This is a genomic window from bacterium, from assembly GCA_021372615.1.
GTDB lineage: Bacteria > Armatimonadota > Zipacnadia > Zipacnadales > UBA11051 > JAJFUB01.
This window is the reverse complement of the sequence record JAJFUB010000070.1, coordinates 1-24,980: the sequence shown is the minus strand read 5'-3', so window position 1 is coordinate 24,980 and position 24,980 is coordinate 1. Positions and strand designations below refer to the sequence as shown.

20 protein-coding genes are annotated in these 24,980 nt (G+C 67.7%); 12 read left to right on the top strand and 8 right to left on the bottom strand.

What is annotated here, in order from left to right; all coding sequences use genetic code 11:
* Positions 1-157 precede the first annotated feature (157 nt).
* Positions 158-1,108 (top strand): (4Fe-4S)-binding protein, encoded by a 951-nt coding sequence (locus tag LLH23_10435; protein MCE5238895.1) that lies wholly within the window; start codon positions 158-160, stop codon positions 1,106-1,108.
* Positions 1,109-1,253: 145 nt separating this feature from the next.
* Entirely contained in the window at positions 1,254-2,282 is a 1,029-nt protein-coding gene (locus LLH23_10430; GenBank protein ID MCE5238894.1) for a hypothetical protein, read from the top strand.
* A 77-nt stretch (positions 2,283-2,359) separates the two neighbouring features.
* On the opposite strand, the gene LLH23_10425 is transcribed toward LLH23_10430, so the two are convergent.
* A complete protein-coding gene (locus tag LLH23_10425) occupies positions 2,360-4,522 on the bottom strand; it encodes a copper amine oxidase N-terminal domain-containing protein (GenBank protein MCE5238893.1) in 2,163 nt (720 codons plus the stop codon).
* A 185-nt stretch (positions 4,523-4,707) separates the two neighbouring features.
* On the opposite strand from LLH23_10425, the gene LLH23_10420 reads away from it, so the two are divergent.
* The 10 genes from LLH23_10420 to LLH23_10375 all read left to right on the top strand — a co-directional run bounded on the left by LLH23_10420 (position 4,708) and on the right by LLH23_10375 (position 18,019).
* Complete coding sequence (locus LLH23_10420) at positions 4,708-5,091, top strand: hypothetical protein (protein MCE5238892.1); 384 nt, start codon at positions 4,708-4,710, stop codon at positions 5,089-5,091.
* A gap of 14 nt (positions 5,092-5,105) precedes the next feature.
* On the top strand, positions 5,106-6,191 hold the full coding sequence (ribD, locus tag LLH23_10415; protein ID MCE5238891.1) for a bifunctional diaminohydroxyphosphoribosylaminopyrimidine deaminase/5-amino-6-(5-phosphoribosylamino)uracil reductase RibD: 1,086 nt from the start codon (positions 5,106-5,108) through the stop codon (positions 6,189-6,191).
* Positions 6,176-6,808, top strand: a complete 633-nt coding sequence (locus LLH23_10410) for a riboflavin synthase (GenBank protein ID MCE5238890.1) — start codon at positions 6,176-6,178, stop codon at positions 6,806-6,808. Before ribD ends, LLH23_10410 begins: the two co-directional genes overlap by 16 nt.
* Positions 6,809-6,999: 191 nt before the next feature.
* Entirely contained in the window at positions 7,000-8,256 is a 1,257-nt protein-coding gene (ribA, locus tag LLH23_10405; GenBank protein ID MCE5238889.1) for a GTP cyclohydrolase II, read from the top strand.
* A gap of 84 nt (positions 8,257-8,340) precedes the next feature.
* Entirely contained in the window at positions 8,341-8,808 is a 468-nt protein-coding gene (gene ribE / locus LLH23_10400; GenBank protein MCE5238888.1) for a 6,7-dimethyl-8-ribityllumazine synthase, read from the top strand.
* Positions 8,809-8,943: 135 nt separating this feature from the next.
* Entirely contained in the window at positions 8,944-10,080 is a 1,137-nt protein-coding gene (locus LLH23_10395) for a trypsin-like peptidase domain-containing protein (protein MCE5238887.1), read from the top strand.
* A 59-nt stretch (positions 10,081-10,139) separates the two neighbouring features.
* The gene (locus LLH23_10390) at positions 10,140-12,359 is read left to right on the top strand and encodes a hypothetical protein (GenBank protein ID MCE5238886.1); all 2,220 of its coding nucleotides are present in this window, start codon (positions 10,140-10,142) and stop codon (positions 12,357-12,359) included.
* A gap of 141 nt (positions 12,360-12,500) precedes the next feature.
* Entirely contained in the window at positions 12,501-14,762 is a 2,262-nt protein-coding gene (locus tag LLH23_10385) for a hypothetical protein (protein MCE5238885.1), read from the top strand.
* Between the two features lie 20 nt (positions 14,763-14,782).
* The gene (locus LLH23_10380; GenBank protein MCE5238884.1) at positions 14,783-16,015 is read left to right on the top strand and encodes a hypothetical protein; all 1,233 of its coding nucleotides are present in this window, start codon (positions 14,783-14,785) and stop codon (positions 16,013-16,015) included.
* A 42-nt stretch (positions 16,016-16,057) separates the two neighbouring features.
* Positions 16,058-18,019 (top strand): alpha-galactosidase, encoded by a 1,962-nt coding sequence (locus LLH23_10375; protein MCE5238883.1) that lies wholly within the window; start codon positions 16,058-16,060, stop codon positions 18,017-18,019.
* Between the two features lie 89 nt (positions 18,020-18,108).
* On the opposite strand, the gene LLH23_10370 is transcribed toward LLH23_10375, so the two are convergent.
* From LLH23_10370 to LLH23_10340, 7 genes are all read right to left on the bottom strand, one after another.
* Positions 18,109-18,369, bottom strand: a complete 261-nt coding sequence (locus LLH23_10370) for a stage V sporulation protein S (protein MCE5238882.1) — start codon at positions 18,367-18,369, stop codon at positions 18,109-18,111.
* A gap of 171 nt (positions 18,370-18,540) precedes the next feature.
* Positions 18,541-19,350, bottom strand: coding sequence for a TIGR00282 family metallophosphoesterase (locus LLH23_10365; GenBank protein MCE5238881.1), 810 nt, complete (start codon positions 19,348-19,350; stop codon positions 18,541-18,543).
* A 109-nt stretch (positions 19,351-19,459) separates the two neighbouring features.
* The gene (gene rny / locus LLH23_10360; GenBank protein MCE5238880.1) at positions 19,460-21,013 is read right to left on the bottom strand and encodes a ribonuclease Y; all 1,554 of its coding nucleotides are present in this window, start codon (positions 21,011-21,013) and stop codon (positions 19,460-19,462) included.
* Between the two features lie 16 nt (positions 21,014-21,029).
* Positions 21,030-21,692 (bottom strand): recombination regulator RecX, encoded by a 663-nt coding sequence (locus tag LLH23_10355; protein ID MCE5238879.1) that lies wholly within the window; start codon positions 21,690-21,692, stop codon positions 21,030-21,032.
* A 48-nt stretch (positions 21,693-21,740) separates the two neighbouring features.
* Positions 21,741-22,808 carry a recombinase RecA gene (gene recA / locus LLH23_10350; GenBank protein ID MCE5238878.1) on the bottom strand — a complete coding sequence of 356 codons (1,068 nt, stop codon included), beginning with the start codon at positions 22,806-22,808 and terminating at the stop codon, positions 21,741-21,743.
* A 40-nt stretch (positions 22,809-22,848) separates the two neighbouring features.
* Positions 22,849-23,442, bottom strand: coding sequence for an RNA 2',3'-cyclic phosphodiesterase (gene thpR, locus LLH23_10345; GenBank protein ID MCE5238877.1), 594 nt, complete (start codon positions 23,440-23,442; stop codon positions 22,849-22,851).
* Positions 23,443-23,454: 12 nt separating this feature from the next.
* A complete protein-coding gene (locus LLH23_10340) occupies positions 23,455-24,699 on the bottom strand; it encodes a competence/damage-inducible protein A (GenBank protein ID MCE5238876.1) in 1,245 nt (414 codons plus the stop codon).
* Positions 24,700-24,980: the final 281 nt, after the last annotated feature.

Genomic DNA, 24,980 nt, shown 5'->3' with positions numbered 1-24,980 from the left:
TCGTAGCGGACTCCCCTCTCCGGAGCGAAGCGAGGGAGAGGGGTCGGGGGTGAGGACGCCGTTCGCGCAGGTCTCCGCCCTCCGGCAGCGAACCTACCCACGGTCGCAGCCAACATCCCGGGGCCGCCAACAGCGGCGCTGTGAAAGAGTGGTGTCGATGGTCACTGCCGCACAAGTCAAGGACTTCGCCCGTCTCCACGGGGCCGACCTGGTGGGCATCGGGTCCATGGATCGCTTCGAGGGCGCCCCGCCGGAGATGGACCCCCGCTACATCTTCCCCGAAGCCAAGGCCATTGTCGGCCTGGGCTTCCGCGTCCACCGCGGCTGCTTCCGCGGCATCGAGGAGGGCACATACTTCGGCGCCTACCCCTCGATGGGCTATGCCGGCATCAACTACCGCGACGCACCGATCACGCTCCGCGCCGTGTGCAGCGCCCTGGAGGATGAGGGCTACGAGGCCGTGCCGATCCAGAACATGGTATTCATGGCCTCCATCAGCCCCAACGACGGCAGCCCCCAGGCCGTCAGTCGCGCCGTGGCGCCGGACCGGCCGGCCCCCGATGTGATGATGCACTTCCGCATCGGCGCGGTCATCTGCGGCATGGGTGAGATCGGGTACAGCAAGATGTTCCTGAGCCCGCAGTTCGGCCCGCGCCAGCGCCTCGCGTTCCTGCTGACCGACGCGCCCCTGGAGCCCGATCCCATCTTCGAGGGGCAGATCTGCGACCGCTGCAAGCTCTGCGTCCACAACTGCACCGTGGGGGCCTTCAGCGACACCGAGACCGTCAAGGTGAACATCGCCGGCCACGAGTATGAGTGGGCCAAGCTGGACGAGAAGAAGTGCTCCAGCGGCTACCAGGGCGCCAACCCGCACTTCTCGCCCTTCACGCCACCCGACTACGACACGGACGAGGCCTTCACGCGCTTCTACGCCGCTGCAGAGATACCGTACAACCGCAACTCGCACGGGATGTTCCACCTGCCGGGCGCCCTGGAGGGAGCGCGCGGATGCATGCGGGCCTGCTTCATGCACCTGGAGGAGACCGGCCGCGTGAGCAACCGCTTCAACAGCCCCTTCCGCAAGCGCCAGCCCTGGCGCCTGGACTGAGCCCTGGCCGGCCGGCCGGGCGGTGGTACGCCCGACACTCCTGTCGGGCCCGTCCCAACGCAGCACAAGGGAGACGAACCGAGACCAACGGCAGAGCCGTGCCGTTCGCCTTCCGCTGCCCGCACAGACCGTAGGAGAACCCCTCATGCGTTTTGCCGTCGGTTACCAGATGCCCGAACCGGGCGACCCTTCGTTCGCCGAAGTCGCTGCGCGCTACCGCGACCACATCGCCGAGGTCTACTTCCCGTGGGGAAGCATGCCCTCGGGGCGCGCGGCGCTGACCGAGCGCCGGGGCTATGTGGACTGGGGCGGCCAGCGCCAACTCGAGGAGGATCTGCTGGCCCTGCGCGACCTGGGCGTGAAGCTCGACCTGCTCTTCAACGCCAACTGCTACGGCGGCCGCGCCGCCAGCCAGTACCTGCAGAACCAGGTCGTCTCCGTCCTGGACTACCTGGGCGAGTTGGTCGGCCTGGACATCGTCACGACCACCTCTCCCGCCATCGCCTGGATCGTCAAGCAGGCCTACCCGCATATTGAGGTGCGCGCCTCGGTCAACATGCGCATCGGCACCGTGCAGGGCATGCAGCTTGTCAGCCACCTGTTCGACAGCTTCCACATCCAGCGCGACATGCAGCGCAACATGGCGTATGTGCGCGAGCTAAAGGCCTGGGCCGACGAGGCGGGCAAGAAGCTCATCATGCTCGCCAACAGCGGCTGCCTGGCGTTCTGCTCGGGCCAGAGCTTCCATGACAACCTCGTCGCCCACGAGGCCGAAGTGGACGAGTCGGTGCGGATGGAGGGCTTCCGGCCGCACATGTGCTGGAACTACCTGTCCGACCGGGCGCACTGGCCGGTGGTGCTGCAGAGCACCTGGATCCGCCCCGAGGACCTGCATCACTACGACGAGCTGTTCCCGGTCGTGAAGCTGGCTACCCGGATGCACGCCCGGCCCGAGGCTGTGATCGCGGCCTATGTTGCGGGGCGCTACCAGGGCAACCTGCTGGACCTGTTCGAGCCCGGCTACGGCCCGGCCTTCGCCCCGTACATCGTGGACAACACGCGCTTCCCCGACGACTGGTTCGCGCAGACCTCCACCTGCGATCGCCAGTGCCACCGCTGCGGCTACTGCGCCGGCGTGCTGGAAACGGTGCTACGGAACGTCGAGACGCTGTAGCTCTCCCCCCGCAAGCAAACCGGGACAGGCTCTTGCCTGTCCCGGTTTCGTGTTTGTCTGGACGTGCGCCGTGTGGGCTACTTGACCAGCTTGATCTGCACTGTCGCCAGGACGGTGTTGGTCGCATCAAGCTGTTCGGCCTTGATGGTGTACTCATCGGCCTTGCCCAGCAAGCCGGTGCTGCTGGCCACGCCCTGGGTGGTCCAGACCCCCTGATCGTTCGGGGTGACGATGCCCTGCCAGAGCTGTCCGGTCACGATCGTGAGCGCGGTGTAGGTGATGGTCACGCGCACGCGGCTGGCCTGCGGCGCCTCGCCGCTGACGACGATCGTGTTGCCGACCTTGCTGCCGTTAGCCGGGGCGGTGATCTTCAGGGCGGTGGGCAGAGCGGTGTTGATGTCCACCTTGTTGGGGATGTCCATGTTGGCCTGCTGCCCTGCCGGATCACGGTAGTGCACGGTGATGGTGCCGGCCTCCAACCGGTCGCCCGCCGCGACGGTGTAGGTGCCGAAGTACCCCAGTGTGGTGCCACCGCGCTTCATCGGCAGGCCCTTGCGCAGGTTGCCGATGTCGTACGTGGCGACACCCCCGGCCTCGCGGACGAACATGAACACCGAGAGCACATTGCCCTGGGTCAGCACGGTCTTGGCGTCATGCCAGGCGCGAGTGATGATCGGGTCGGCGGGGCCGACCGTGAAGTTCCATACGCGCGCGGTTGTGTTGCGGGCCATGTCGGCCGCGACCACCTGCACCCGCACGTTGCCCAGGGCCAGGCCGTGTGCCTCATACGTGACACCGTCCTGGGCCACACTGAGGCCCTGGGCCCTGGTCCCGTTGACCAGCATCTGGACCGAGGCCGGGTTGATCGCAGTGCCGCCGCCGGTGTCGAACCTCGCCGCGATGGTGGTGTCCTGGGTGTGGATCGTGGACGCGTCCGCCGGCGCCATGCCCTTGATGACGGGGAGGGCCGTGTCAACCGTGAGCAGCACCGCGCTGGTAACGGGCGTCGCGGCCACACCGTTGACGGTCAGATTGCCTACCAGGCTGACGTTGGCCGCGTTCACCCCTGCGGGGACGCTGAAGTCGGCGCGGTAGTTGCCCTCTTCCGCCTCCACGAGAGGCAGGTCGTGGAAGACGTCACCCAGTGACGCTTTGGCGACGCCGCGGGGCGTGCCCTGCATCTGCACGCGGATCACGTCACTCGCCTTGAACAGGGGGCTGTCATTGAGGACGCCGAGCAAGATGATCTGCGGCTTGGCCGTCGTGGGCGTCACCGCCGGCTGTGCCGGCATGGTCACCTTCATGCCGTAGACCATGCGCGAGCTCGGCTGGTAGCGCAGCCTCACGGCCGCACCGTTGGGCACGTCCGAGAGAGCCACCGTCCTGTCGGCCTGGTCCACTACTCTGATCGTGGGGCTCAGGCCGTAGACCTTGTTGTCCTTGAGCAGGATGCTGTTCTCGGAGATGCCGGCGATGAACCCCAGGGCCTCGCCGTACGTGAGGTCCACGGTCTGGGCGACACCGTTGGCGTCGAGGGATGCCTGAGCGTAGTCGCCCGCCTCGGCCTGCTGGAGCGTCGCCGGCTGCGCCGGCTGACCGTCGGCATGGCGCGTCAGGACCGTGGCGGCCCCGATCGGGATAGCCTGGGCCAGCCCGGTGCCACTGGTCGTAACGACGATGCTGGCCGGATTGGGGATCACCTGCACCAGCGTGCCCTCAACCAGCACGGGTTGTGGCGTCGCCGGCGGCGTCACGGGGACCTCAGGCGTCGTCGGTGTAGTTGGCGTGGTCGGCGTGGCTGGCGTCGTCGGTGTCTCGCCGAGAGGCGGGATGGTGATCAGAGCGGTGCGGGTCGCCGCCTGCCACTCGATCTGTCCGCCGAAGGCCTCGGCCGGGAAACGCAGCGGCACGTAGGTGCTCCCGTTCACAAGCGTCGGTGCGACCGGGAGCTGCATGGGAGTGCCATTGATCGTGGCCATGGTGCGGCCCAACCATAGCTCAATGGTGGTCTGGCCGCGGATGGCCATGACCTTCTGCTCACTGGCGAACCACTTGACCTCGGACTGCAGCGCTTCGAACACGTCACGCATGGGCAGCAGCATGCTGCCTCCCATCGTCACCGGCGTGCGCGACGTCACCAGCGGCACTCCGTTGATGACAACGGACTGCGCCGGCGCCACCCCTTGCGCCAGGATCGGCAGGATGGCGACTGCCAGCAGCCCGATCCATCGAGCCGGCATTGCCCCTCTTCGCATCTGACCTGCTCCTTTCGGTGCGACGGACTTACCATACCCTATCTTCGTCTCACGTGCAGCTAACTCCTTCCCCGATCAGATGTTCTGTGCAGCCCTCCCCCATGGCCGCCAACGTTGCAGGTCCGGTGCCCTTGTGCTATCATCCTCCATCGAGGCTCCAGAGCGCCAACATGAGTTATCCGGTCGGCGTCATCTTTGTCTGCGCGGCCGTGGCCATCGCCATCGGCATGGTCTATCAGGCCCTGTCGTACGCCCGGGGGCGGCACCTGATCAACGGGCGCCAGTTCGCCATGCGCATGGTCACGGGGGTGCTGCTTCTGGTGACCATCGGCCTGGTGTTCTATGCCGCCGTCAGGCCGTTCACCGACCCGCTTCTGGCGCTGGGATTCTGGGGGCTGCTGACGGTGCTGCCGCTGGCGGTGATCGTCCTGGCGTGGCTCGACCTGCGCCAGGTGGCGCGCGCCCAGCACCAGCGTCAAGCGGAGTTGTACCGCAACCTGGCGGGCTTGGAGCAGCAGTTGCGGAGCAAACCGGACGAGCATGACGGCCCGTGAGTGATTCCCGCTGGATGAGTAGCGCCTGCCGGCTGGCACGCCGGGGCCTGGGCCGCACCTCCCCCAACCCCCCGGTTGGCGCTGTCGTTGTTGGCCCCGACGGGACCCTCCTGGGGCGCGGCTGGCACCGGAGGGCCGGGGAGCCCCATGCCGAGCCGCTGGCCCTGGGCGAGGCGGGGGAGAGCGCGCGGGGGGCGACGCTGTACTGCACCCTGGAGCCGTGCTGCCACCAGGGTCGCACGCCGCCGTGTACCGACGCCATCATCGCCGCCGGCATCCGGCGGGTGGTCTACGGCTTGACCGACCCGGACCCGCGCTGCGCAGGGGGCGGGGCGGAGATGCTGCGGCAGGCGGGCCTCGTCGTTGAGCAGGAGCTGCTCCGCGGGCGGATCGCCGAGCACTACGAGCCGTACGTGAAGCACAAGACGACCGGCCGACCGTTCGTGACGGTGAAGCTGGCCCTGACGCTGGATGGCAAGGTCGCGACCGCGAGCGGCGACTCGCGCTGGATCACGGGCGAGCAGTCCCGGGCGCTGGTCCATGGCTGGCGGAACGAGAGCGATGCCGTGCTCGTGGGCGTCGGGACCGTGCTGGCGGACGATCCGCAGTTGACCGTCCGCCCCGCCCCGCGCGATGGCCGCCAGCCGCTCCGGGTGATCGCCGATAGCCGGGCCGTGACCCCACCCCGCTCCCGGGTAGTGACCGGGCCGGGCGGATGCCTCATTGCGGTGTCCGAAGGGGCGCCGGAGCGCCGTGTGCGGGCGCTGCGGGAGGCCGGGGTCGAGGTGATCGAGCTGCCCGCCACGGGGCAGCACGTAAGCCTGGCAGCCCTGATGGCACACCTGGGACAGCGGGACGTGATGAGCATCCTGTGCGAGGGCGGCCCCGAGCTGGCGGCAGGACTGGTCAAGGCCCGGCTCGCCGACAAGTACCGACTGTTCTACGCCCCGAAGCTCGTCGGAGCCGAGGGCCTGTCGGGGATTGGCCCGCTGGGCCTGGAGCGGATGGACGAGGCCCTGGCAGTGGAACTGCGGCAGGGGACGCCGCGGCGTGTCGGCAATGACCTGTTGGTAACGGCATACCCATGTTCACCGGGCTGATCGAGGAAGTCGGCGAGATCGAGAGCGTCCGCGCCACCGCCACCGGGCGTGATGTGACCGTGCGCGCCCCGGGGATTGCCGCCGCCGCTCAGATCGGCGACAGCATCGCTGTCAGCGGCACCTGCCTGACCGTCGTCACCCTCGGCAGTGGGACCTTCGCCTGCCACGCCGGGGCCGAGACAGTCTCCCGCACGACGGCCGGGGACTGGGAGCGCGGGCAACGGGTGAACCTCGAGCAGGCTCTGCAGGCCGGCGCCCGCCTGGGCGGTCATGTCGTGCAGGGACACGTGGACTGCGTCGGTGTCTGCACCGGACGCACGCCCGTTGGCGAGACGACGGAGTTCAGCTTCGACCTGCCCGACGACCAGGCGCTGTATGTGGCCGAGAAGGGCAGCGTGGCCGTGGACGGCGTCAGCCTCACCGTGACGCGGATCACGGGCAGCACCTTCAGTGTGGCGATCATCCCGCACACGCTCGCCCACACGACATTGGCGGACATGGCGCCGGGTGCGCGCGTGAACATCGAGGTAGATATCCTCGCCAAGTACGTGCGCCGGGCCATGGGCTTGGAGAGCCAGGGCATTACCGAGGAGTTCCTGCGGCAACACGGGTTCTGACGGCGTCCCACCCCCTACCCCCTCCCTGAAGGGAGGGGGATCAGTCAGACTGGCTACTGGTTTCGACGACGCGATCGGGGCATCCGCTGCGACGACGGGGCCGGGGCATCCGCCAACCGGGCGTACATGGCCCCCCCCCTTAGGGAGGGGGTAGGGGGTGGGACGCGGTTGATTCGTTTCCTTCTATCACCATGACTACCGATCTCGACCACATCCTGAGCACGCTCCGCGACGGCGGGTTCGTCATCGTCATAGACGACGACGAGCCCGACACGACCGGTGATCTGCTGCTCTCCGCCGGGGCCGCTTCGGCCGAGCAGCTCAACTTCATGATGCTCCAGGCGCGCGGCACGATGGCCGTGGCGCTGACGGCCGAGCGCCTGACGGAGCTTGACCTGCCGCCGATGGTCTCCGACAGTTGGGACGACGACGGTGAGCGCGCCGCCTTCGCCGTGTCGGTGGACGCCCGCGCGGGGGGCGATGACAGCGCGGCCGGCAAGGCCACGACCATCCGCGCCCTGGTCGCCGAGGAGACGACCCCGCGCGACCTGCTGCGGCCGGGCCATGTGTTGCCCATCCGGGCGGCGCCGGGCGGCACGCTTGTGCGGGCCGCGCATACCGAGGCCGCCGTGGACCTCACGCGGCTGGCCGGCCTGTATCCCGCGGGGGTAACCTGCCGCGTCCTGACTGACACCGGCGAGCCGGCCCACCTGGCGGAGCTGCGCGAGTTCGCCGACCGCCACGACCTGCCGATGGTCTCCATCGCCGACGTCATCCGCGTGCGGCGCCGCGGCGAGCGCCTCGTGGAACGCCAGGCACAGGCCTTCCTGCCCACCGTTTTCGGCGATTTCGACATCATCATCTACACCAGCGTCCTGGACGGCGCCGACTATGTGGCGATCGTCAAGGGCGACCCGGCGACGTGCGAGGCTCCGCTGGTGCGCGTCCACTCCGGCTGTGTGACCGGAGACATCCTGGGCTCGCGCAAGTGCGATTGCGGCTGGCAGCTCTCGGTGGCGCTGACGATGATCGCCGAAGCGGGCTGTGGAGTCGTCGTCTACATCCCCAGCCACGAGGGACGGGGCATCGGTCTGGCGAACAAGATACGGGCCTACCACCTGCAGGAGGAGGGGCTGGATACGGTCGAGGCCAACGAGGCCCTCGGCTTCCCGCCGGACCTGCGGGACTACGGCCTGGGGGCGCAGGTGCTGGCCGACCTGGGCCTCACGAAGATGCGCCTGATGACCAACAACCCCAAGAAGTACGCCGCCATGGCGGGCTACGGGCTGGAGGTCGTCGAGCGCGTGCCGCTGGAATGCCCGAGCAATGAGTACAACCTGCGGTACTTGCTGACCAAGCGGGACAAGATGGGGCACCTGTTGACGGAGACGGCGGGAACGGGAGAGGCGGAAACGGGGAACGGTGAGGCGGGGAAGGCTGGGGCGTAGACGGACCGGCACGGCACGTACATCCTGAGGCGGACGGCGGGGCAGTGGCGCCCGCATGAGCCCAACGGGGAAGGACATCACGACATGAGCAACTACGAGGGCACACTCGAAGCTGCCGGACTGAAGTTCGGCATCGTCATCAGCCGCTTCAACGATCTCATCACCCGCCGCTTGCTCGACGGGGCGCATGACGCCATCGCGCGCCATGGCGGCAGCCTCGACAACGTCGACAACTTCTGGGTCCCGGGGGCTTTTGAGATCCCCCTGGTCGCCAAGAAGCTGGCTGAGAGCGGCAAGTACGACGCCGTCATTGCCCTGGGCGCGGTCATCCGCGGCGGCACGCCCCACTTTGACTATGTCGCCGGCGAGTCGGCCAAGGGCATCGGCCAGACGATGCTGCAGACCGGCGTGCCGATCATCTTCGGGGTCATCACGACCGACACGATCGAGCAGGCCATCGAGCGCGCCGGTGTCAAGCTGTCCAACCGCGGCGCCGAAGCGGCCCTGGCCGCCATCGAGATGGCCAACCTGCTCAAGCGCCTCGGCGCGTAGGAGGACTGACGAGACAGGCAACCGGCCCGGCCGGTCAGTGGCGCACGAGCGCTGACGGCCTCCGTCGTCCCTTTCCCGTTCCGTCTTCCCTCTTCTCTCTTCTGTCTTCTCTCTTTGCCTTCAGCGAGGTGGCTCATGGACAGGCGAGGTGCGGGTGTGGGGTGCGTCGTCCTGATTGCCCTGGTATTCGGGCTGATCGGCGGCGGCCTGGGGGGGTATCTCGTCAGCCGGCGCGCGGCGCCGCGCGTGACGGTCACTGAGCCGCTGCCTGCCTCCGGTCCCACCTCGAAGCTCGAAGTCCAGAGCGAGAGTAGCGCCATCGTGCGCGCGGTCAAGACGGCCGGTCCTTCGGTCGTGAAGGTCATTGCCGCCCAGGCCGCGCCGATGGACCCCATGCACTACCTCTTTGGCGGCCAGCCCCAGGAGCAGGTCGCCATCGGCTCCGGCTTCGTCTTCAACCACGGGGGGCGGCAGTTGGTGCTCACCAACAACCACGTCGCCGGCGGCGCCGACAAGTTGGTCGTCAAGCTCACCGACGGCCGCGAGATGCAGGGCCGCCTGGCTGGCGCCAGCGACGTCTCGGACATCGCCGTCATCGAGCTGGTCAATCCCCCGAGCGACCTGCGCAGCGCCACGCTGGGCGACAGCGACAAGCTTCAGGTCGGCGAATGGGCCATCGCCATCGGCAACCCGTATGACTACGAGCACACGGTGACCGTGGGCGTCGTCAGCGCCATGGGCTACCGCTCGGTATCCCGCGACCGCTACCAGAACGTCATCCAGACCGACGCGGCCATCAACACGGGCAACAGCGGCGGGCCACTCATCAACCTGGCGGGCCAGGTCGTGGGCATCAACTACATGATCTTCTCCCCGACCGGCGCCACCGTCGGCATCGGCTTCGCCATCCCGATCAACTCCGCCAAGCGTGTGCTGTACTACCTGACGTACGGAGGGCCCTACATCGGCCTGGAAGAAGAGGGCATGATCGCCAACAGTCCGGGCCTGGCGCAGTACTTCGGGCTGTCCACGCCCGCGGGCGTGCTGGTGGCGGGCCTGGACCGCAACAGCCCGGCCTTTCGCGCCGGGGTGCGCCCCCGTGACGTCGTGCTGGCCGTCAACGGCGCCAAGGTGCAGGGCCCGGACCAGTTGCGCGACGAGATCCTCAAGCGCAAGATCGGCGAGACGATCACCCTGAGCATCCAGCGCGACGCTCAGCAAGTGCAGGTCCCGATGGTTGCCGGCCGCCACCCGGGGTTCAGGGGCGGCTAGGCGGTATCCCGCGCTTCGCCAGTGTGGTACCCATTCCGCCGCCTGGGGGTGTATCGCGAATGTGTGACCATCGTCCGAACGTACTCGTCTTGGCTCTGGTGCTGTACATTGTGGGTGGGCTGCCGCCGGCCGACGCCGCCGATCTGACCAAGGACGAGGCCCGGCAGCAAGTCGTCGCGGCCTGCGACATCCTCAAACCCCTGGGCTTCCCCATGGGCCCGCCTCAGTGGTACCCCAGGTTCACCCTCACCGTCAACGGGCAACAGCGCGAGATGCCGAGCTGGTACGCCACCAGCCCCGGTGACCTCGCCTCGGGCGTGAAGGTCGGCGAGGTGGCGTGGGACGTGGTGGTGCAGGTATCCTTGCGGGCGGCGGACGCACGCGACCGCTACCAGCGCTCCGTGAGTGACAGCAAGGACGACGTACAGCGGTTCATGACCACGTGCGCCGGCGAGGGACACGCCGGCGTCATGTACTTCCACAACGCCTGGTTCCTCTGCGGCAACACCGAGTTCCGCCTGCGCTGGAAGAAGGGCGTCCCGGAGGGCGTGAACGCCATCGAGGCCACTCGCGAGGAAGGCCTCACCGCGGTCAAGCAGATGGCCCTGCGGGTACACGACGCTTTCGTGGCCAAGGGCTTCTGTCGGGCGGTGGCGGGGCCGGCGCGTGACCTCGACCCGCCCATCCCGTCGGCTGCCATAGACGCCTACCTGGATCTCCTCGCCGCCAAGCTCAAGGCCTCACGCGAGCTGGCCAGCGCCCCCAACCTCGACCCGCTCGCGCCCCCCACCGGCCCCTTCTCGTACGAACAGGCTGCCATGATGGCTCAGACCGTCTGGCTGGAGTGTCAGGGGCTCATTCGAGCGCACATAGATAAGCGCCTGCTGCTAACCGAGGCGCAGAAGCAGCGCCTGAAGGCCTTCGGCTGGTGGGTGGACTTCATCGTCCAGCGCGGGGCCCACCCGTTCCGCATCCAGTGGACTGAGCCCCCATACCCGCTATTCGGCCCCATCGCCCAGACCGTGCCGACGCCGCCGCAGTACAAGGGCGAGGACATCACGACCTTCGTCATGCCCTACTGGGGCACCACCGAGGCCATCACCGACGACTACGCCTGGGCTACCGCCTCCACCGCCCTCCGCTTTGGCGACATCTACTACACCGGTGGCCTGCTATACACCGCCTACCTCGCGTGTACCTCCAACAGCCTCGCTGAGGTGGCGATGGCAGGGCTCACCTCCATCCCCCACATCGGCAAGTGGATCGGCGCCGCGCTGTGCACGTACGTGGAGGCAAACGCCGTCTACCGCCTCGCTACTGACGGCACGAACCCGCTGACCTGGGACCAGCACGCGGCGAACATCTGTGGGGTGGCTCTCACGGGCCTGCAGGCCTACCGCACCTTCCGGCCGAACGCCACGCGGGCCAACCCGGCGGCCGGCATTGACGACGGCAACATCCCGCCCGAGGTCGCCCAGAGGTTTGGCGGGAAGTCCTTCCAGTTGGGCGCCCGCCAGAAGAAGCAACTGCCGGGGGGCCTCGAGGTGGAGGTGGCCGACGCGGACTACGCCGTGGTCGGCCCCTACCAGGGGAAGACCGCCCAGGGGCTCGTCGGCTACGAGAAGCGCACTGTGGCCATCCTGAAGGACACGGACGGCAACGAGCGCTACTTCGCCCTCAACGGCGACACGCTGGGAGACCCGATCTTCTTCCTGGGTGAGCGGGGCTACCACGTCTGGTCGCACCTGACGGAGATCAAGAGTGGTCACAAGACCGGCTTCCCCTCGGTCAAGGGTGTCATGGACGAGAGCCCCGAATACCTGGGTACGCTCAAGGACGTCGAGAAGACCTTCCGCGACCCGCAGGGCAACCTCAAGGCGGCGCAGGACTCGTATATCGGGTTCGTCAACAAGCTCATTGACGATGGCTCATACGAGAAGATGCAGGGCTTCTACCAGTACACCAAGCAGGGCGCCACGCCGACTTCGCCGCGCATCCCCGTGGGCAATGCAGAGGCGAACACCTTCATCCGGGTGCCGCGCCCGACGACCGACCCCGGCCAGGTGACGCACTACCCGATCCGCATCTCCATTGACCCGGGGACCGGGAAGCTCATGAATGTCTTCGTCATCACGCCGAAGAAGCCGACCGAGATCTTCATGAGCGAGATGCTAGCCGAGAGCCTCAAGAAGCACTTCTATGCCTGGAACGACTGCGACAAGGTGATCTTCACCTGCCCGGACCTCAAGGCCCTCCTGGGCGCTCTCGGGACGCCCTGACGGTGTGTGCGGGCGCGACGCCCGGCAAAGCAGGCTGTGATGGTCGCCGACGGCTCTCGGGGGGGGCCCGGGGCTGTGCGGCGCGTCCTCCCATTTGCGCATGTGTAGGTGCCCATTCCGCCGTCAGGGAGCGTGCTACAGATGCGAACCCCGGCCCTCGCCCAGCCGCGTCGTGCCCCGTTCTGTCTCTGCCAGCTTGCCGTGGCACTGCTGGCAGGGCTCTGCCTCGCCCTGACCCCGGCCGCGGCCGTGGACGACCCCGCGACGATCAGCAAGGACGACGCCAGGCAGCAGGCCGATAAGGCCCGGACGATCCTGCGGGAGATGGGGTTCAGTGTGGGGGTGCCGGAGTGGATGGCCAACTACGGCGTCACCATCGGTGACGTATGGCACAACCAGCCTGAATGGTGGGTCTACAGTGACGACACCCTCAACACCCCAGAGGGCAAGGTCGGGTGGTCGGTCGTCACTACCATCTTCCTCAGCCCCGAGGCGTCCAAGAGCAACTTCGACGAGTACCTCAAGCGTGACAATGAAAAGGAGCAGAAGCTCCAGCAGTTCATGACCACCTCGGCGGGAGCCGGCTATGCCGGCATGACGTTCAAGCCGGAAGCCCGCATTCTGTGCGGCAACGTGCAGCTCAAGGTGGGATGGCGCCGGGGGTTGCCGCTGGGCAAGGCTGAGGATGATGCCTACATCAGCGAGGGCGTGGCGGCGGTCAAGGCCATGGCTCGGCGGGTACACGAGGACTTCGCCGCCCGGGGGGTGTACGGCGCACAGGCAGAGGAGAAGCTCCCCGCCGACCCGCCGATCAACCCCGCCGCGATTGACAAGTACCTGGACCTGCTGGGGGCCAAGCTGAAGGCGGCTCGTGATCTGGCCAGTGCCCCCTCGCTCGACCCGCTCGCCCCGCCCACTGGGCCCTTCTCGTACCAGCAGGCTTCCGTCATGGCCGCCAGCGTCTGGCTGGAGTGCCAGGGCCTCATCCGGGCGCACATTGACCGCTGCCTGGTCCTCAACGACGGCCAGAAGAACCGTCTGAAGGCTTTCGGGTGGTGGGCGGACTGGATCGTCCAGCGCGGCGCCAACCCCTTCAAGATCCAGTGGCAGCAACCTCCATACCCGCTGCTCGGCCCCATCAGTGACACTGTGCCGACGCCGCCCCAGTACAAGGGCGCGGACATCACGACCTTCGTCATGCCCTACTGGCAGACGACCGAGGCCATCACCGACGACTACGCCTGGTTCGTCGTCTCCACCGCCCTGCGCATCGGCGACGTATACACCACCGGCGGGCTACTGTACACCGCCTACTTGGCCTGCACCTCCGACGACCTGGGCGAGGTCGCGCTCAACGCGCTCACCTGCATCCCCTATGTCGGCAAGTGGATCAGCGCGGTGCTGTGCACCTGCATCGAGGGCAACGCCATCTACCACATGGGTACGGATGGCACGAACCCCCTGACCTGGGACCAGCACGTCGCCAACCTGTGCGCCGTGGCCAATCTCGGACTGCAGGGCATCCGCACCTTCTCGGCGAACTCCGCCCGAGCGGTGCCGGCGGCAGGCGTGGATGAGGGGGCGATCCCGCCCGAGGTGTCCCAGAAGTTCGGCGGCAAGTCATTCCAGTTGAACGGCCGACAGCAGAAGCAACTGGCCGGCGGCGAGAAGGTCGAGGTGGCCGACGCCGAGTACGCCATCGTCGGGGACTTCAAGGGAAAGCCCAAGGACGCTCCCTTCGTGGTGTACAAGAACCGGCAGGTGGCCATCCGCAAGTCAGCCGACGGGACGGAGCGGTACTACAACCTCGAAGGCGACACCGTCGGCGACCCCATCTTCTTCCTGGGCGAGAAGGGCTACCACATCTGGACCCACCTGACCGAACTCAAATCGGGGCATCGGACGCCCTTCCGGTCGGTCTCGGAGACCATGGCCGACCGGCCTGACTACACGAAGACCCTCACGGGCATTGAGAAGACGATGCGCGACCCGGGCGGCGACCTGGTGAAGGCCCAGGAAGCCTACGTCAACTTCGTTAACAAGCTCATTGACGATGGCCAGTATGAGAAGATGCAGGGCTGGTACGTCTACACCAAGCGCGGGGCCACGCCGGAAGCACCCCGCATCGCCGTGGGCGGCAAGGAAGCCAACACCTTCGTGATGGTCCCGCGCCCGCGGAGCGACCCGAGCCAGATCGCTCGCTACTCCGTCCGCATCTCCATAGACCCGGCGACCGGCAAGCTGATGAACGTGTTCGTCAACTCGCCCGGGGACAAGAGCCCGTACATGAGCAACATGCTGGCGGAGAGCCTCAGGAGACATTTCTTCTCGTGGAACGACCACGACAAGGTGGTGTTCACATGTCCGGAACTCAAGGTGCTCATGGGCGAGCAGCAGCAATAGCGAGGCAGGCGGCGCCAGCCATGATGGTGGCCGCGATGCTCGCGACCGCCTCGGCCGCACTGGCCTTCACCGCCAAGCTCGATGTGCAGGCCGACGGTCGCGTGATGACCGGCACGCTCAACTGCGTTCCGGCCGGCGCCATCGCCGGTGACGTCACCCTCGGTCTGCCGACCACCAACCAGACCGGCCCGCAACTGGCCGCCGGTGGTCGGGCTGCCGGCAAGTACCAGCTCACCGTCCGTGTCAATGGCAGCTTCGACGCCAGGGCGCCCGACTCCATCACGGGCACAGCCGACGTCTCGGGGACGTTCACGGGTGCGGACGGCGCGGTCGGCAACCTCCGCGGCAATGGCACGGTCACCGGCACCGGCGGCGAAGGTCTGGGCTTCGTCAGGATTGAGCTCAACTGCCCGCAGTTGGCCTGCGAGGGCGCGGGCCTCACCAACCCGCAGCCGCTGACGTTGCGTCTGCCGCCCTTCGCCGTGGAGAAGGGGGCGACCGCCCCGCCGCCATGGTCGGGCAATGGGGGCGGGGGCACACCCCCGCCGACGACGGGCAACCAGGGCGGGGGGACCACGACGGCGGGCGGCACGACGCCTCCCGGCCCCACCGGGGGCACCACGACGCCCCCGCCGCCGACGGGCAATCAGGGCGGCGGGACCACGACGGCGGGCGGCACGACGCCCCCCGGCCCCACCGGGGGCACCACAACACCCCCTCCGACGACAGGGAACCAGGGCGGCGGGACCGCGACGGCGGGTGGCACGCCGCCCCCCGGCCCCACCGGGGGCACCACGACGACACCGCCACCCACGACGGGGACGCCGGGCACTCCCGGGACGATGCCGGGGACGATGCCCCCGACCGTCGGCGGCCGCCCACAGGTGCCCGAGGGCACGCCCTCCGGCCAGGGGGGGAAGCTCGAGACGCCGGTGCTGACAGCCATCGTCGGTAGCCGCCGCACGGCGGACAACCGGGGCGTGGAACCGAGCGATGTCATGCCCGCCGGCAGCTCCACGGTGTACCTGTACGTGCGCGCCGTGCAGACGCCGCCGCAGGCGCAACTGCTTGTGACCCTGTACCACGACGCCAAGACCAAGCGGCGCACGTTGGTGGAGGCCAGGGAGAAGGACGAGTTCGTCGTCACCTTCTACCCGACCGACACCGAGGCGTTCCCGCGCGGCCAGTGGTTCGTGGTGCTCAAAGCCGGCGAGCAGACGCTCGGTCTGATCCCGTTCACCGTTGCTCCGTAGCACGCGCTTCAAGCGCTTCACTCTGCCCGGGGAGCTCTCCACATGTCCAGCCAGCCTCTCGCTGCCGAGATGTCCCGATGTCGCGCCTGGTTCGAGGGCGCCATGGCCGCCGGCGCGCCGCCGCCGCTGTCCTGTACGTGCGGCGACCAGCCGCTTGCCGAGTTGCTCCCTCGGTGGTCGGTGGAGCAGTCCGAGGCCCCCGGCGATGGCTCACACGACCGTACTGTGGTGTGGACCGACCCCGCCGGCGGCCTGCAGGTGCAGGTCTCAGCCCGCTGCTACGACGATCTGCCGGCCGTGGAGTGGGTCGTGCGCCTGACCAACGTGGGCCCTGAGCCGACCCCGGTTCTCAGTGACATCCGGCCCCTCGACTGCGTCTTCACCGACCTCGGCCCGAACACGGTGCTGCATTGGGCGAAGGGCAGCGACTGCGACCTCGAGGACTTCGCCCCCCAGCAGGCCACCTTCTACAACCACCCGACGCGGACCATCCACTCCTCTCTCGGGCGTTCGTCATACCACTGCCTGCCCTTCTTCAACCTGGAGTCGGGCGACCATGGGCTCATCGGCGCCATCGGCTGGACTGGCTCCTGGCAGGCGGAGTTCGCCCGTCAGCCCGAGGGGATGCGCCTGCGCGCCGGAATGCAGAAGACGCACCTGCGGCTGCTGCCAGGCGAGAGCATCCGTACCCCGCGGATGCTGCTCCTGTTCTGGCAGGGCGAGCGCCTGCACGGGCACAACATGCTGCGGCGCCTGATCCTGCGCCACTACACCCCGCAGAGGAACGGCGAGCCGCTGCAGGCGCCCGTGTGCAACGCCGTCTGGGGCGAGAACACGGCAGCGCAGCAGGTCGCCAAGGCCCGCTGGTGGCGCGAGCGTGACCTGCCGCTGGAGTACTTCTGGATTGACGCGGGTTGGTATGGCGACGGGAGGTTCCGCGAGGACTCGACGGTCTTCAACAGCGAGTGGGGACGGCACGTGGGCAACTGGTGGCCCAACAAGGGGCCGTATCCCGAGGGGCTGGGCCCCGTCGGCAAGGCCTTGCGCGAGATGGGCCTGGGCTTCGTGCTGTGGGTGGAGCCAGAGCGGGTCTTTGAGGGCACCTTCTTCACCCGCGAGCAGCCCGAGTGGCTGCTGGGGCCCATCGGGCCGAACTTCCTGTTCAACCTGGGGCTCCCCGCGGCCCGGCAGGCCATGACGGACCTGCTCTCGGGGCTCATCAGCGACGGGCAGGTGACGTGCTACCGGCAGGACTTCAACACCGATCCGGCCCCCTACTGGGAGGCGGCGGACGCGCCTGACCGCATCGGCATGAGTGAGATCCGCCACATCGAGGGCCTGTACGCGATGTGGGACGAACTGCTGGAACGGCACCCCGGCCTGATGATTGACAACTGCTCCAGCGGCGGGCGGCGGATTGACCTGGAGATGATCTCGCGCTCCGTTGCGCTGTGGCGCAGCGACTACCAGTGCTTCCCCGGCTACGACCCGGTGGGGCTGCAGAGCCAGACGCACGGCCTGTCGCTGTGGGTGCCGCTGTCGGCCGGGGTGTGCGAGCGCTTCGATGCCTACGGCTTCCGCAGCGCCCTGAGCCCGGGGTTGGTCATCACCACCAACATCTACGAGCGCGACGCGGTGGACTTCGCGCCGGTGGACTGGCTGCGGCAGATGATGCAACAGCAGCAGCGGCTGCGCCCGTACTTCTACGGCGACTTCACTCCGCTGCAGGGCTACAGCCTGGACAACGAGGCGTGGGCGGCGTGGCAGTTCGACCGGCCCGATCTGGGGGAGGGCTGTGTCATCGCCTTCCGTCGCCCCCAGAGCCCGCAGGCCGCAATCGTGGCGCAGCTACACGGCCTGGATGAGGCGGCGACCTATGTGCTGGAGGACTTGGACGACGGCGAGATGGGGGAGAGGAGCGGGGCTGACCTGGCGGCCGGCCTGAGGGTCACGATCCGCGAGCAGCCGGGGACGAGGGTGCTGGTGTATCGCCGGCTGTCGTAGAGGGGCTGCCCCAGTGCGGCCCGGACCGGGACACAGAACGAGGCGCTGCCTGCGGTGCAGACAGCGCCTCTAGCTGTTTGGTGTAGCGCCTAACGCGGCTCGATGAAGAGGCGGATCGCGGTGCGCTCGCTGCCATCAATGTCTACGTCCACGAAGGCCGGATAGCACACCAGATCAATGCCGGAAGGCGCCAGGAAGCCGCGGGCGATGGCCAGAGACTTGATGGCCTGATTCAGCGCGCCCGCGCCAATCGTCTGCATCTCCGCCTTGCCGACTTCCCTGATCGTGCCGGCCAGCGCCCCCGCGACCTTGTTTGGGTCCGACGTTGACTTGACCTTCAAGACACTCAACGAAGGTGCCCCCTTCATGCTGCGATGCTGACGTCACTGGCCGCGTGCGCCCCACGCGGCCGTGCCGCTACGATGCTGATGCTCTGCTGCGAACTGGTTACAGTGTTGCTTGATAATCGCTGGCTGCTTCGCTCCAACCCCACGCTCAAGCCCCTTCAGATATGCCGATGGTCACAACTCAACCAGGTCCGGGTTCCTCTCCGTTATGTGCAGGGAAATCCTTTGTATATCGAGAGCCGCTTTGTTGTCAAGAGATACGTCCACTACTACCGCCGACAGTATCGCCGGGCCCGTCTTGGGCACCTCGAAGCGGACGGGCCGGCCGGTCAAGAACCGGCGCAGCGCCAGGTCCTTCTCGATGCCGATGATCGTGTTGGGCGGGCCGGTCATCCCGCAGTCGGTGATGTAGGCCGTGCCACCGGGCAGAATCTGCTCATCGGCGGTCATGACATGGGTGTGGGTGCCGATGACCGCCGACGCGCGACCGTCGAAGTAGTGGGCCAGGGCCATCTTCTCCGAGGTCGCCTCGGCATGGACGTCCATGATGATGGCGTCGGCGCTGGAGACCTTCGCGAGTTCCTCATCACCGCGCACGAAGGGGCTGTCGGCCGGGTCCATGAAGATGCGGCCGATCAGGTTGATGACGGCCACAGTGTGGCCGTTGTGAGTCTCGTAGACGCCGCTGCCATAGCCGGGGTTCTCGGCGGGGAAGTTGGCCGGGCGCAGGATGCGGTCGGTCTCGGCCAGGAGCTGCGGGGCCTCCTTATCCGCCCAGATGTGGTTGCCGCTGGTAAGCACATCCACCCCGGCGGCGAACATCTCGTCGGCCACCTTGCGGCTGATGCCGAAGCCCGCGGCGGCGTTCTCGCCGTTGGCGATGACGAACTCGCAGCCGTGCTTGTCCACGATCTGTGGCAGGGCGAGGACCAGAGCCCGCCGCCCGGGCCGGCCGACGATGTCACCGACGAAGCAGATCTTCACATCGCACCTCCGCAGACCATCTCCGCTAACCACCGGGCCCGCCAAGCGGCGGGCCCGGACGCTCCTTACCGGGAGCCATGCCGACTCCCCTCAGCACGACCCGGTTGTCTTACTTGGCGTACTCCACGGCCCGCGTCTCGCGGATGACCGTGACCCGGATCTGTCCGGGGTAGTCCATCTCGCTCTCGATGCGGTCCACCATGCCCTTGGCCATCTTGTGGGCGGACAGGTCGTCAATCTTGTCCGGCTTGACGATGACCCGCACCTCGCGGCCGGCCTGGATGGCATAGACCTTGTCCACGCCGTCGAAGCTGTGGGCGATGGTCTCCAGCTCTTCGAGGCGCTTGAGGTACTTCTCCAGCGTCTCGCGGCGGGCGCCGGGACGGGAGGCCGAGATGGCGTCGGCGGCCTGCACCAGCGCCGCCTCCAGGGACTTGATCTCCACTTCCTCGTGATGGGCCAGGATCGACTCCACGACCACGCCATGCTCCCCGCGGTTGCTGGCGATGTCGGCGCCGATCTGCGCGTGTGAGCCGTCGCGCTCGAAGTCCACGGCCTTGCCCAGGTCATGCAGCAGGCCCGCGCGTCGGGCGATGCCGACGCGGCCGCCCAACTCGCCGGCCATGGCGCCGGCCAGGTGGGACACCTCGATGGAGTGGTTGAGCACGTTCTGTCCGTAGCTGGTGCGGAAATGCAGACGGCCGATGAGGCGCATGATCTCCGGGTGCAGCCCCGAGACGCCGGTCTCAAAACAGGCCTTCTCGGCGGCTTCCTTAATGCGCTCCTCGACGTTCTCCTTGGCCTTCTCGACCGTCTCCTCGATGCGGCCCGGGTGGATGCGGCCGTCGGTGAGCAGGCTCTCGAGGGCCACGCGGGCCGTCTCGCGCCGCACAGGGTCGAAGCCCGAGAGCACGACGGCCTCGGGGGTATCGTCCACGATGAGGTCAATGCCCGTCAGTTGCTCGAAGGCGCGGATGTTGCGGCCTTCGCGGCCGATGATGCGGCCCTTCATCTCATCGCTGGGCAGCGGCACGACCGAGACGGTGGTCTCCGTGGTCTGCTCGACGGCACAGCGCTGGATGGCCTGGCCGATGATCCAGGAGGCCTTACGGCGGCCCTCTTCGCGGGCCTCGCGCTCGGCGCGGCCGATGATGACGGTCGTCTCGTCGGCGATCTCCTGCTCCACTTCGTGCAGCAGGGCATCCTTGGCTTCCTGGGTGGTCAGGTGCGCGACCTGCTCCAGGGCCCGGCGGCGCTCCTTGATGAGGTCGAGGGCTTCTTGCTCTTTGGCTTCCAGGCCGCGCTCGCGGTCTTCGAGCTTCTGAGCGTGCTTGTCCAGGTCCTGTTTCTTGCGCTCGACAGCGTCTTCGCGTTCTTCCAGGCGCTTCTTGGCGCGGTCAATCTCGACGCGCGCCGACTTGTTGTCTTTCTCCACTTCCGCCTTGAGGCGGATCATCTCTTCCTTAGCGGCTAGCTGCGCTTCCCGACGTTCGGCCTCAATGGTCTTCTGCAACTGGGCACGGAGCTTCTCGGCGTCGTCAATCTTGCCCTGAAGATCCCCCGTCGCTTGGGCTGAGCGCGCGCCATAGTACCACCAGGCGACTACTGCGGCAGCGATGCTAACTGCGGTCACTACAATCAAGGGTATGTTAACAGCGGACATCCGTCCACCTCCGCGTTTATGCCTCTTCACTCACCTCGGACGAGTCATCCGCCGGTTCCAGTCTGCCGACTACAGTATTGATGGTCTGCGCCTCGAAGCCGCGGCGCGCCAGGAACATGTAGAGGCGCTGCCGGCGCTGAGGCCAGGGAACCCGCTGCAGGTCCGCATTGCGCTGCTCGGCCAGTTCGCTGGCGAGCGCTTCATCCTGCGCGGAGTCATCCTGTCGGGACCGAATCTCGTCGGCGACTTCTCCGGGCACCCCCTCGTGTCGTAGCGTGTACACGATTCCCTGGGTGCCCATCCGACGCTGGCGGAGCGTCTCCCAGCGCCGCTCGGCGTACTGCTCGTCGTTGAGGTACCCGAGGTCCGTCAGCCAGTCTACCGTGGCCGCAACCGCCTCCTCGGGCAGCCCACGGCTGAACAGACGCCGACGCAGTTCGGCCTGCGTCAGCGCGCGACGACCCAGCATCCGTACCGCCACCACTCGCGCCTCATGCTGTGCCGCCTGCCGGCGGATCTCATCTTGCGTTGCGGGCGAGAGGCTACGCCCGACGACTAGTCCCACCTGTTCGGCAAAGGCCTTCGGCAAGTCCAACACCGGCTCGCCATCCACCAGGACGGCGACCCGCCCCCGTCTGCGGCCCTGCGACAGTGCGGTGATCACGTGTTCCTCGGCCACGCTCACCCCCTCCCATTTGAGGTCACAAGGCAGGTCCGGCGCACGACGCTACTCCGACAGGCCGAGCGTGCTATCCCCGTCGGCCGCAGTGGTGTCAGCAGGCGCCTCGGGCGCCTGGATGCCGACCTGCTCGAGGATGGCCTTCTCGATCTCCCGGCAGACGCTCGGGGTGGTGGCCAGGAAGGCGACCACATTCTCGCGGCCCTGGCCCAGGCGGTCTTCTCCGTAGTTGAACCACGAGCCGGACTTGGTGACGATGTTGCGCGCCACGGCCTCATCCAGGATGCAGCCTTCCTTGGAGATGCCCTGGCCGTACATGATGTCGAACTCCGCCTTCTTGAAGGGCGGGGCGACCTTGTTCTTGACGACCTTGACCGACGTCCGGCCACCGATGATGTCGGTGCCGGCCTTCAGCGACTCGGCCCGGCGCAGCTCCAGCCGCACCGAGGACCAGAACTTGAGGGCCCGGCCGCCCGGCGTGGTCTCGGGGTTGCCAAACATGACGCCGATCTTCTCACGGATCTGGTTGATGAAGATGACGACGCTGCGGGTGTTGGCGACCGACCCGCCAAGCTTGCGCAGGGCCTGGCTCATCAGCCGGGCCTGCAGGCCCACGTGCGAGTCACCCATCTCGCCCTGCAACTCCGCCGCCGGCACGAGCGCCGCCACGGAGTCCACCACGATGCAGTCCACTGCGCCGCTGCGGACGAGCGTGTCGGTGATCTCCAGCGCCTGCTCGCCGGTGTCGGGCTGGGAAACGAGGAGTTCATCGAGGTTCAGGCCCATCGTCTCGGCCAGCTCGCGGGGGAAGGCGTGCTCGGCGTCAATGAAGGCGACGGTGCCGCCGAGCTTCTGGGCTTCGGCCAGCACGCTGAGTGCCAGAGTGGTCTTGCCCGAGCCCTCATTGCCGTAGATCTCGACGATGCGGCCGCGGGGCAGGCCGCCCACGCCCAGCGCAATGTCCAACGTGAGCGCGCCGGTCGGGATGATCTCCACGGCCAGTTTGTTGGGCTGCTCGCCCAGGCGCATGACGGCGCCCTCGCCGTGCTGCTTGTGGATCTGAGACAGGGCCAGCTCCAGGGCCTTGGCCTTCTTGTCTCCGTCGGTGGCTGCCATAGTCTTCCCCTCCCGAGTAGTATCCGAGCGGGCTGGCCGCTCAGCCGCGCGTGCCCAGGTCGAACTCCGCCAGCACTTCGTAGGTGGGCCCGGCGGCGGACGGCGTACTGCACATCAACTCGAAGTGATCGCACCTGAAAGGCTGGCTGGTGAACTCCATCTCCCGATGGACCAGCTCAGTCAGGCCGCGCAGCCCCGTCTCCTGCTTGACCCGCCCCAATGTGCAGTGCGGGTGGAAGGGCTTCGTGTCCGTCGCGGCGATCATCTCGTGTTCGAGCTTCTGGTTCAGGTGCTTGCCCAGGTGCGCCATCGGCTCCTCGCCCTCGCCGAGGCCGACCCATAGGGTCTGCGGCCGCGCCAGCTTCGGGAAAGCGCCCAGGCCCTGCAACCGTGCCGTCCAGGGGGGCATCTCGGCGGCCAGCTTGTGCCCGAGCAGCTTCAGGTCACGCAACACCAGGGCCTGCATCTCGCCCAGGAACTTGAGCGTCACGTGCAGGTTGTGCGGCTCGACCCACTTGACCCGCACCCCGGAGGCCGCCAGACGCTGCTGCAGCGCCCCCATCTCCTCCTGCACGTCCGATGGCAACAGCACTCCGAAGAAGAGCCGCAGGATGTCGTCAGGCTTCCGGTCCATGACCGCCTCGCCTTACTCGACCCCCAGTATCCTCTTGCGCAACATGCCCAGCACCATCTGCGACACGCGCTGCTTGAACTGCTCGCGCGTGCCCGGCCAGAACTGCTTCTGCACAATCGTTCCACGCTCGTCGGCCAGGGCCATGTACACCAGCCCCACCGGCTTGTCGTCCGTGCCGCCGGTCGGCCCGGCGATGCCCGTCGTGGCCAGGCCATAGTCGGCCCCGGCTACGCGGCGTACGCCTTCCGCCATGGCCCGGGCGCACTCCTCGCTGACCGCCCCGTGCTCCGCGATGATCTCCGCCGGCACCCCGAGGAGGCTGGTCTTCGCCTCATTGGCGTAGGACACGACGCCCGCGAGGAAGACATCGGAGGCGCCGGAGATGTCTGTGATGCGGCTGGCCAGCAGGCCGCCCGTGCAGCTCTCGGCCACCGCCAGTGTCTGCCCGCGCTCGCGCAGGAGTTGCTCGACGACCTCGGCCATGGTCTGGCTGTCGAGGCCAAAGACATGGTTGCCGAGCAGCTCGCGGATCCGGGCCTCGACGGGGGCGAACTTCGCCTCGGCCGAGGCCTCATCGGGCGCCTTGGTGGCCATGCGGATACGCACATTGGCCGGGGCGGCGTACAGGGCCAGCGTGGGGTCGGTCTGGGCGGAGATGATGTCCCCGAGGATGTCGGCGACCTGCGACTCGCCGATATCCATGAGCTGCAGCGACCGCGTGAAGAGTTGCTGGGCGCCGCCGAGTTCCTGCCGCAGGATCGGCAGGATGCTGCGCTGAGCCATCTCGCGCATCTCGGTCGGGGGACCGGGCGCCGCGAAGATCAGCCGGCCCTGCCAGCGCATGAAGATGCCGGGCGCGGTGCCGCACACGTTCTCGAGGTGGACGGCGCCCACGGGGGCGTCAGCCTGCTTGAGGTTGCTGTCGGCGAGGGGGCGGTTCCGCGCGGCGAAGAACTCGCGGAGACGCTGCTCGGACTCGGGGACACGAACCAGAGGCTGCCCGGTGGCCGCCGCAATAGCCTCACGGGTGAGGTCGTCCTCGGTGGGGCCGAGGCCACCCGTGAGTATGACAATATCCGCCCGGCCAAGGGCAGTCGCTATGACTTCCGTCAGGCGAGTGTGATTGTCCCCCACCGTGTGCCGGTAGTGGACGTCAATCCCCAGTTCCGCCAGTTTCTGCGACAGAGTTGAGGCATTGGTATCAACGATCTCGCCCAGCAGAAGCTCGGTGCCAACTGAGACGATTTCCGCTTTCAAGGGTGGTGGCTGCCTGATTGGATTGCTGTAGTGGAAGGTGCGAACACATGTACGAATGACAGCGCGCGAATACACTCAATCGCGCATGATGTTAACGCGCTGCTAACGATGGGATTTTAGTCGAAGCAGGGGGGTGGCGTCAAGGCTGGCTCAGGCCTGGCCCCCCCCGGTTGTCAGCGAGGTTGCGCGGCCCCAGGTGCGCTGTGGGGTAGTGCGGGCTTCCAGCCCGCCCGACGCCAAGGCGGGCGGGAAGCCCCCACGACGGCGGGTTTGGCCGCCGA

Bases quoted from the DNA above. Each gene is read 5' to 3' on its own strand.
- LLH23_10435 (MCE5238895.1), top strand. From the start codon at position 158: ATGGTCACTGCCGCACAAGTCAAGGACTTCGCCCGTCTCCACGGGGCC.
- LLH23_10390 (MCE5238886.1), top strand. From the start codon at position 10,140: ATGTGTGACCATCGTCCGAACGTACTCGTCTTGGCTCTGGTGCTGTAC.
- ribD (MCE5238891.1), top strand. From the start codon at position 5,106: ATGAGTAGCGCCTGCCGGCTGGCACGCCGGGGCCTGGGCCGCACCTCC.
- LLH23_10430 (MCE5238894.1), top strand. From the start codon at position 1,254: ATGCGTTTTGCCGTCGGTTACCAGATGCCCGAACCGGGCGACCCTTCG.
- thpR (MCE5238877.1), bottom strand. From the start codon at position 23,442: ATGGACCGGAAGCCTGACGACATCCTGCGGCTCTTCTTCGGAGTGCTG.
- LLH23_10425 (MCE5238893.1), bottom strand. From the start codon at position 4,522: ATGCCGGCTCGATGGATCGGGCTGCTGGCAGTCGCCATCCTGCCGATC.
- rny (MCE5238880.1), bottom strand. From the start codon at position 21,013: ATGTCCGCTGTTAACATACCCTTGATTGTAGTGACCGCAGTTAGCATC.
- LLH23_10380 (MCE5238884.1), top strand. From the start codon at position 14,783: ATGATGGTGGCCGCGATGCTCGCGACCGCCTCGGCCGCACTGGCCTTC.
- LLH23_10395 (MCE5238887.1), top strand. From the start codon at position 8,944: ATGGACAGGCGAGGTGCGGGTGTGGGGTGCGTCGTCCTGATTGCCCTG.
- ribE (MCE5238888.1), top strand. From the start codon at position 8,341: ATGAGCAACTACGAGGGCACACTCGAAGCTGCCGGACTGAAGTTCGGC.
- recA (MCE5238878.1), bottom strand. From the start codon at position 22,808: ATGGCAGCCACCGACGGAGACAAGAAGGCCAAGGCCCTGGAGCTGGCC.
- LLH23_10375 (MCE5238883.1), top strand. From the start codon at position 16,058: ATGTCCAGCCAGCCTCTCGCTGCCGAGATGTCCCGATGTCGCGCCTGG.
- LLH23_10420 (MCE5238892.1), top strand. From the start codon at position 4,708: ATGAGTTATCCGGTCGGCGTCATCTTTGTCTGCGCGGCCGTGGCCATC.
- ribA (MCE5238889.1), top strand. From the start codon at position 7,000: ATGACTACCGATCTCGACCACATCCTGAGCACGCTCCGCGACGGCGGG.
- LLH23_10410 (MCE5238890.1), top strand. From the start codon at position 6,176: ATGTTCACCGGGCTGATCGAGGAAGTCGGCGAGATCGAGAGCGTCCGC.
- LLH23_10385 (MCE5238885.1), top strand. From the start codon at position 12,501: ATGCGAACCCCGGCCCTCGCCCAGCCGCGTCGTGCCCCGTTCTGTCTC.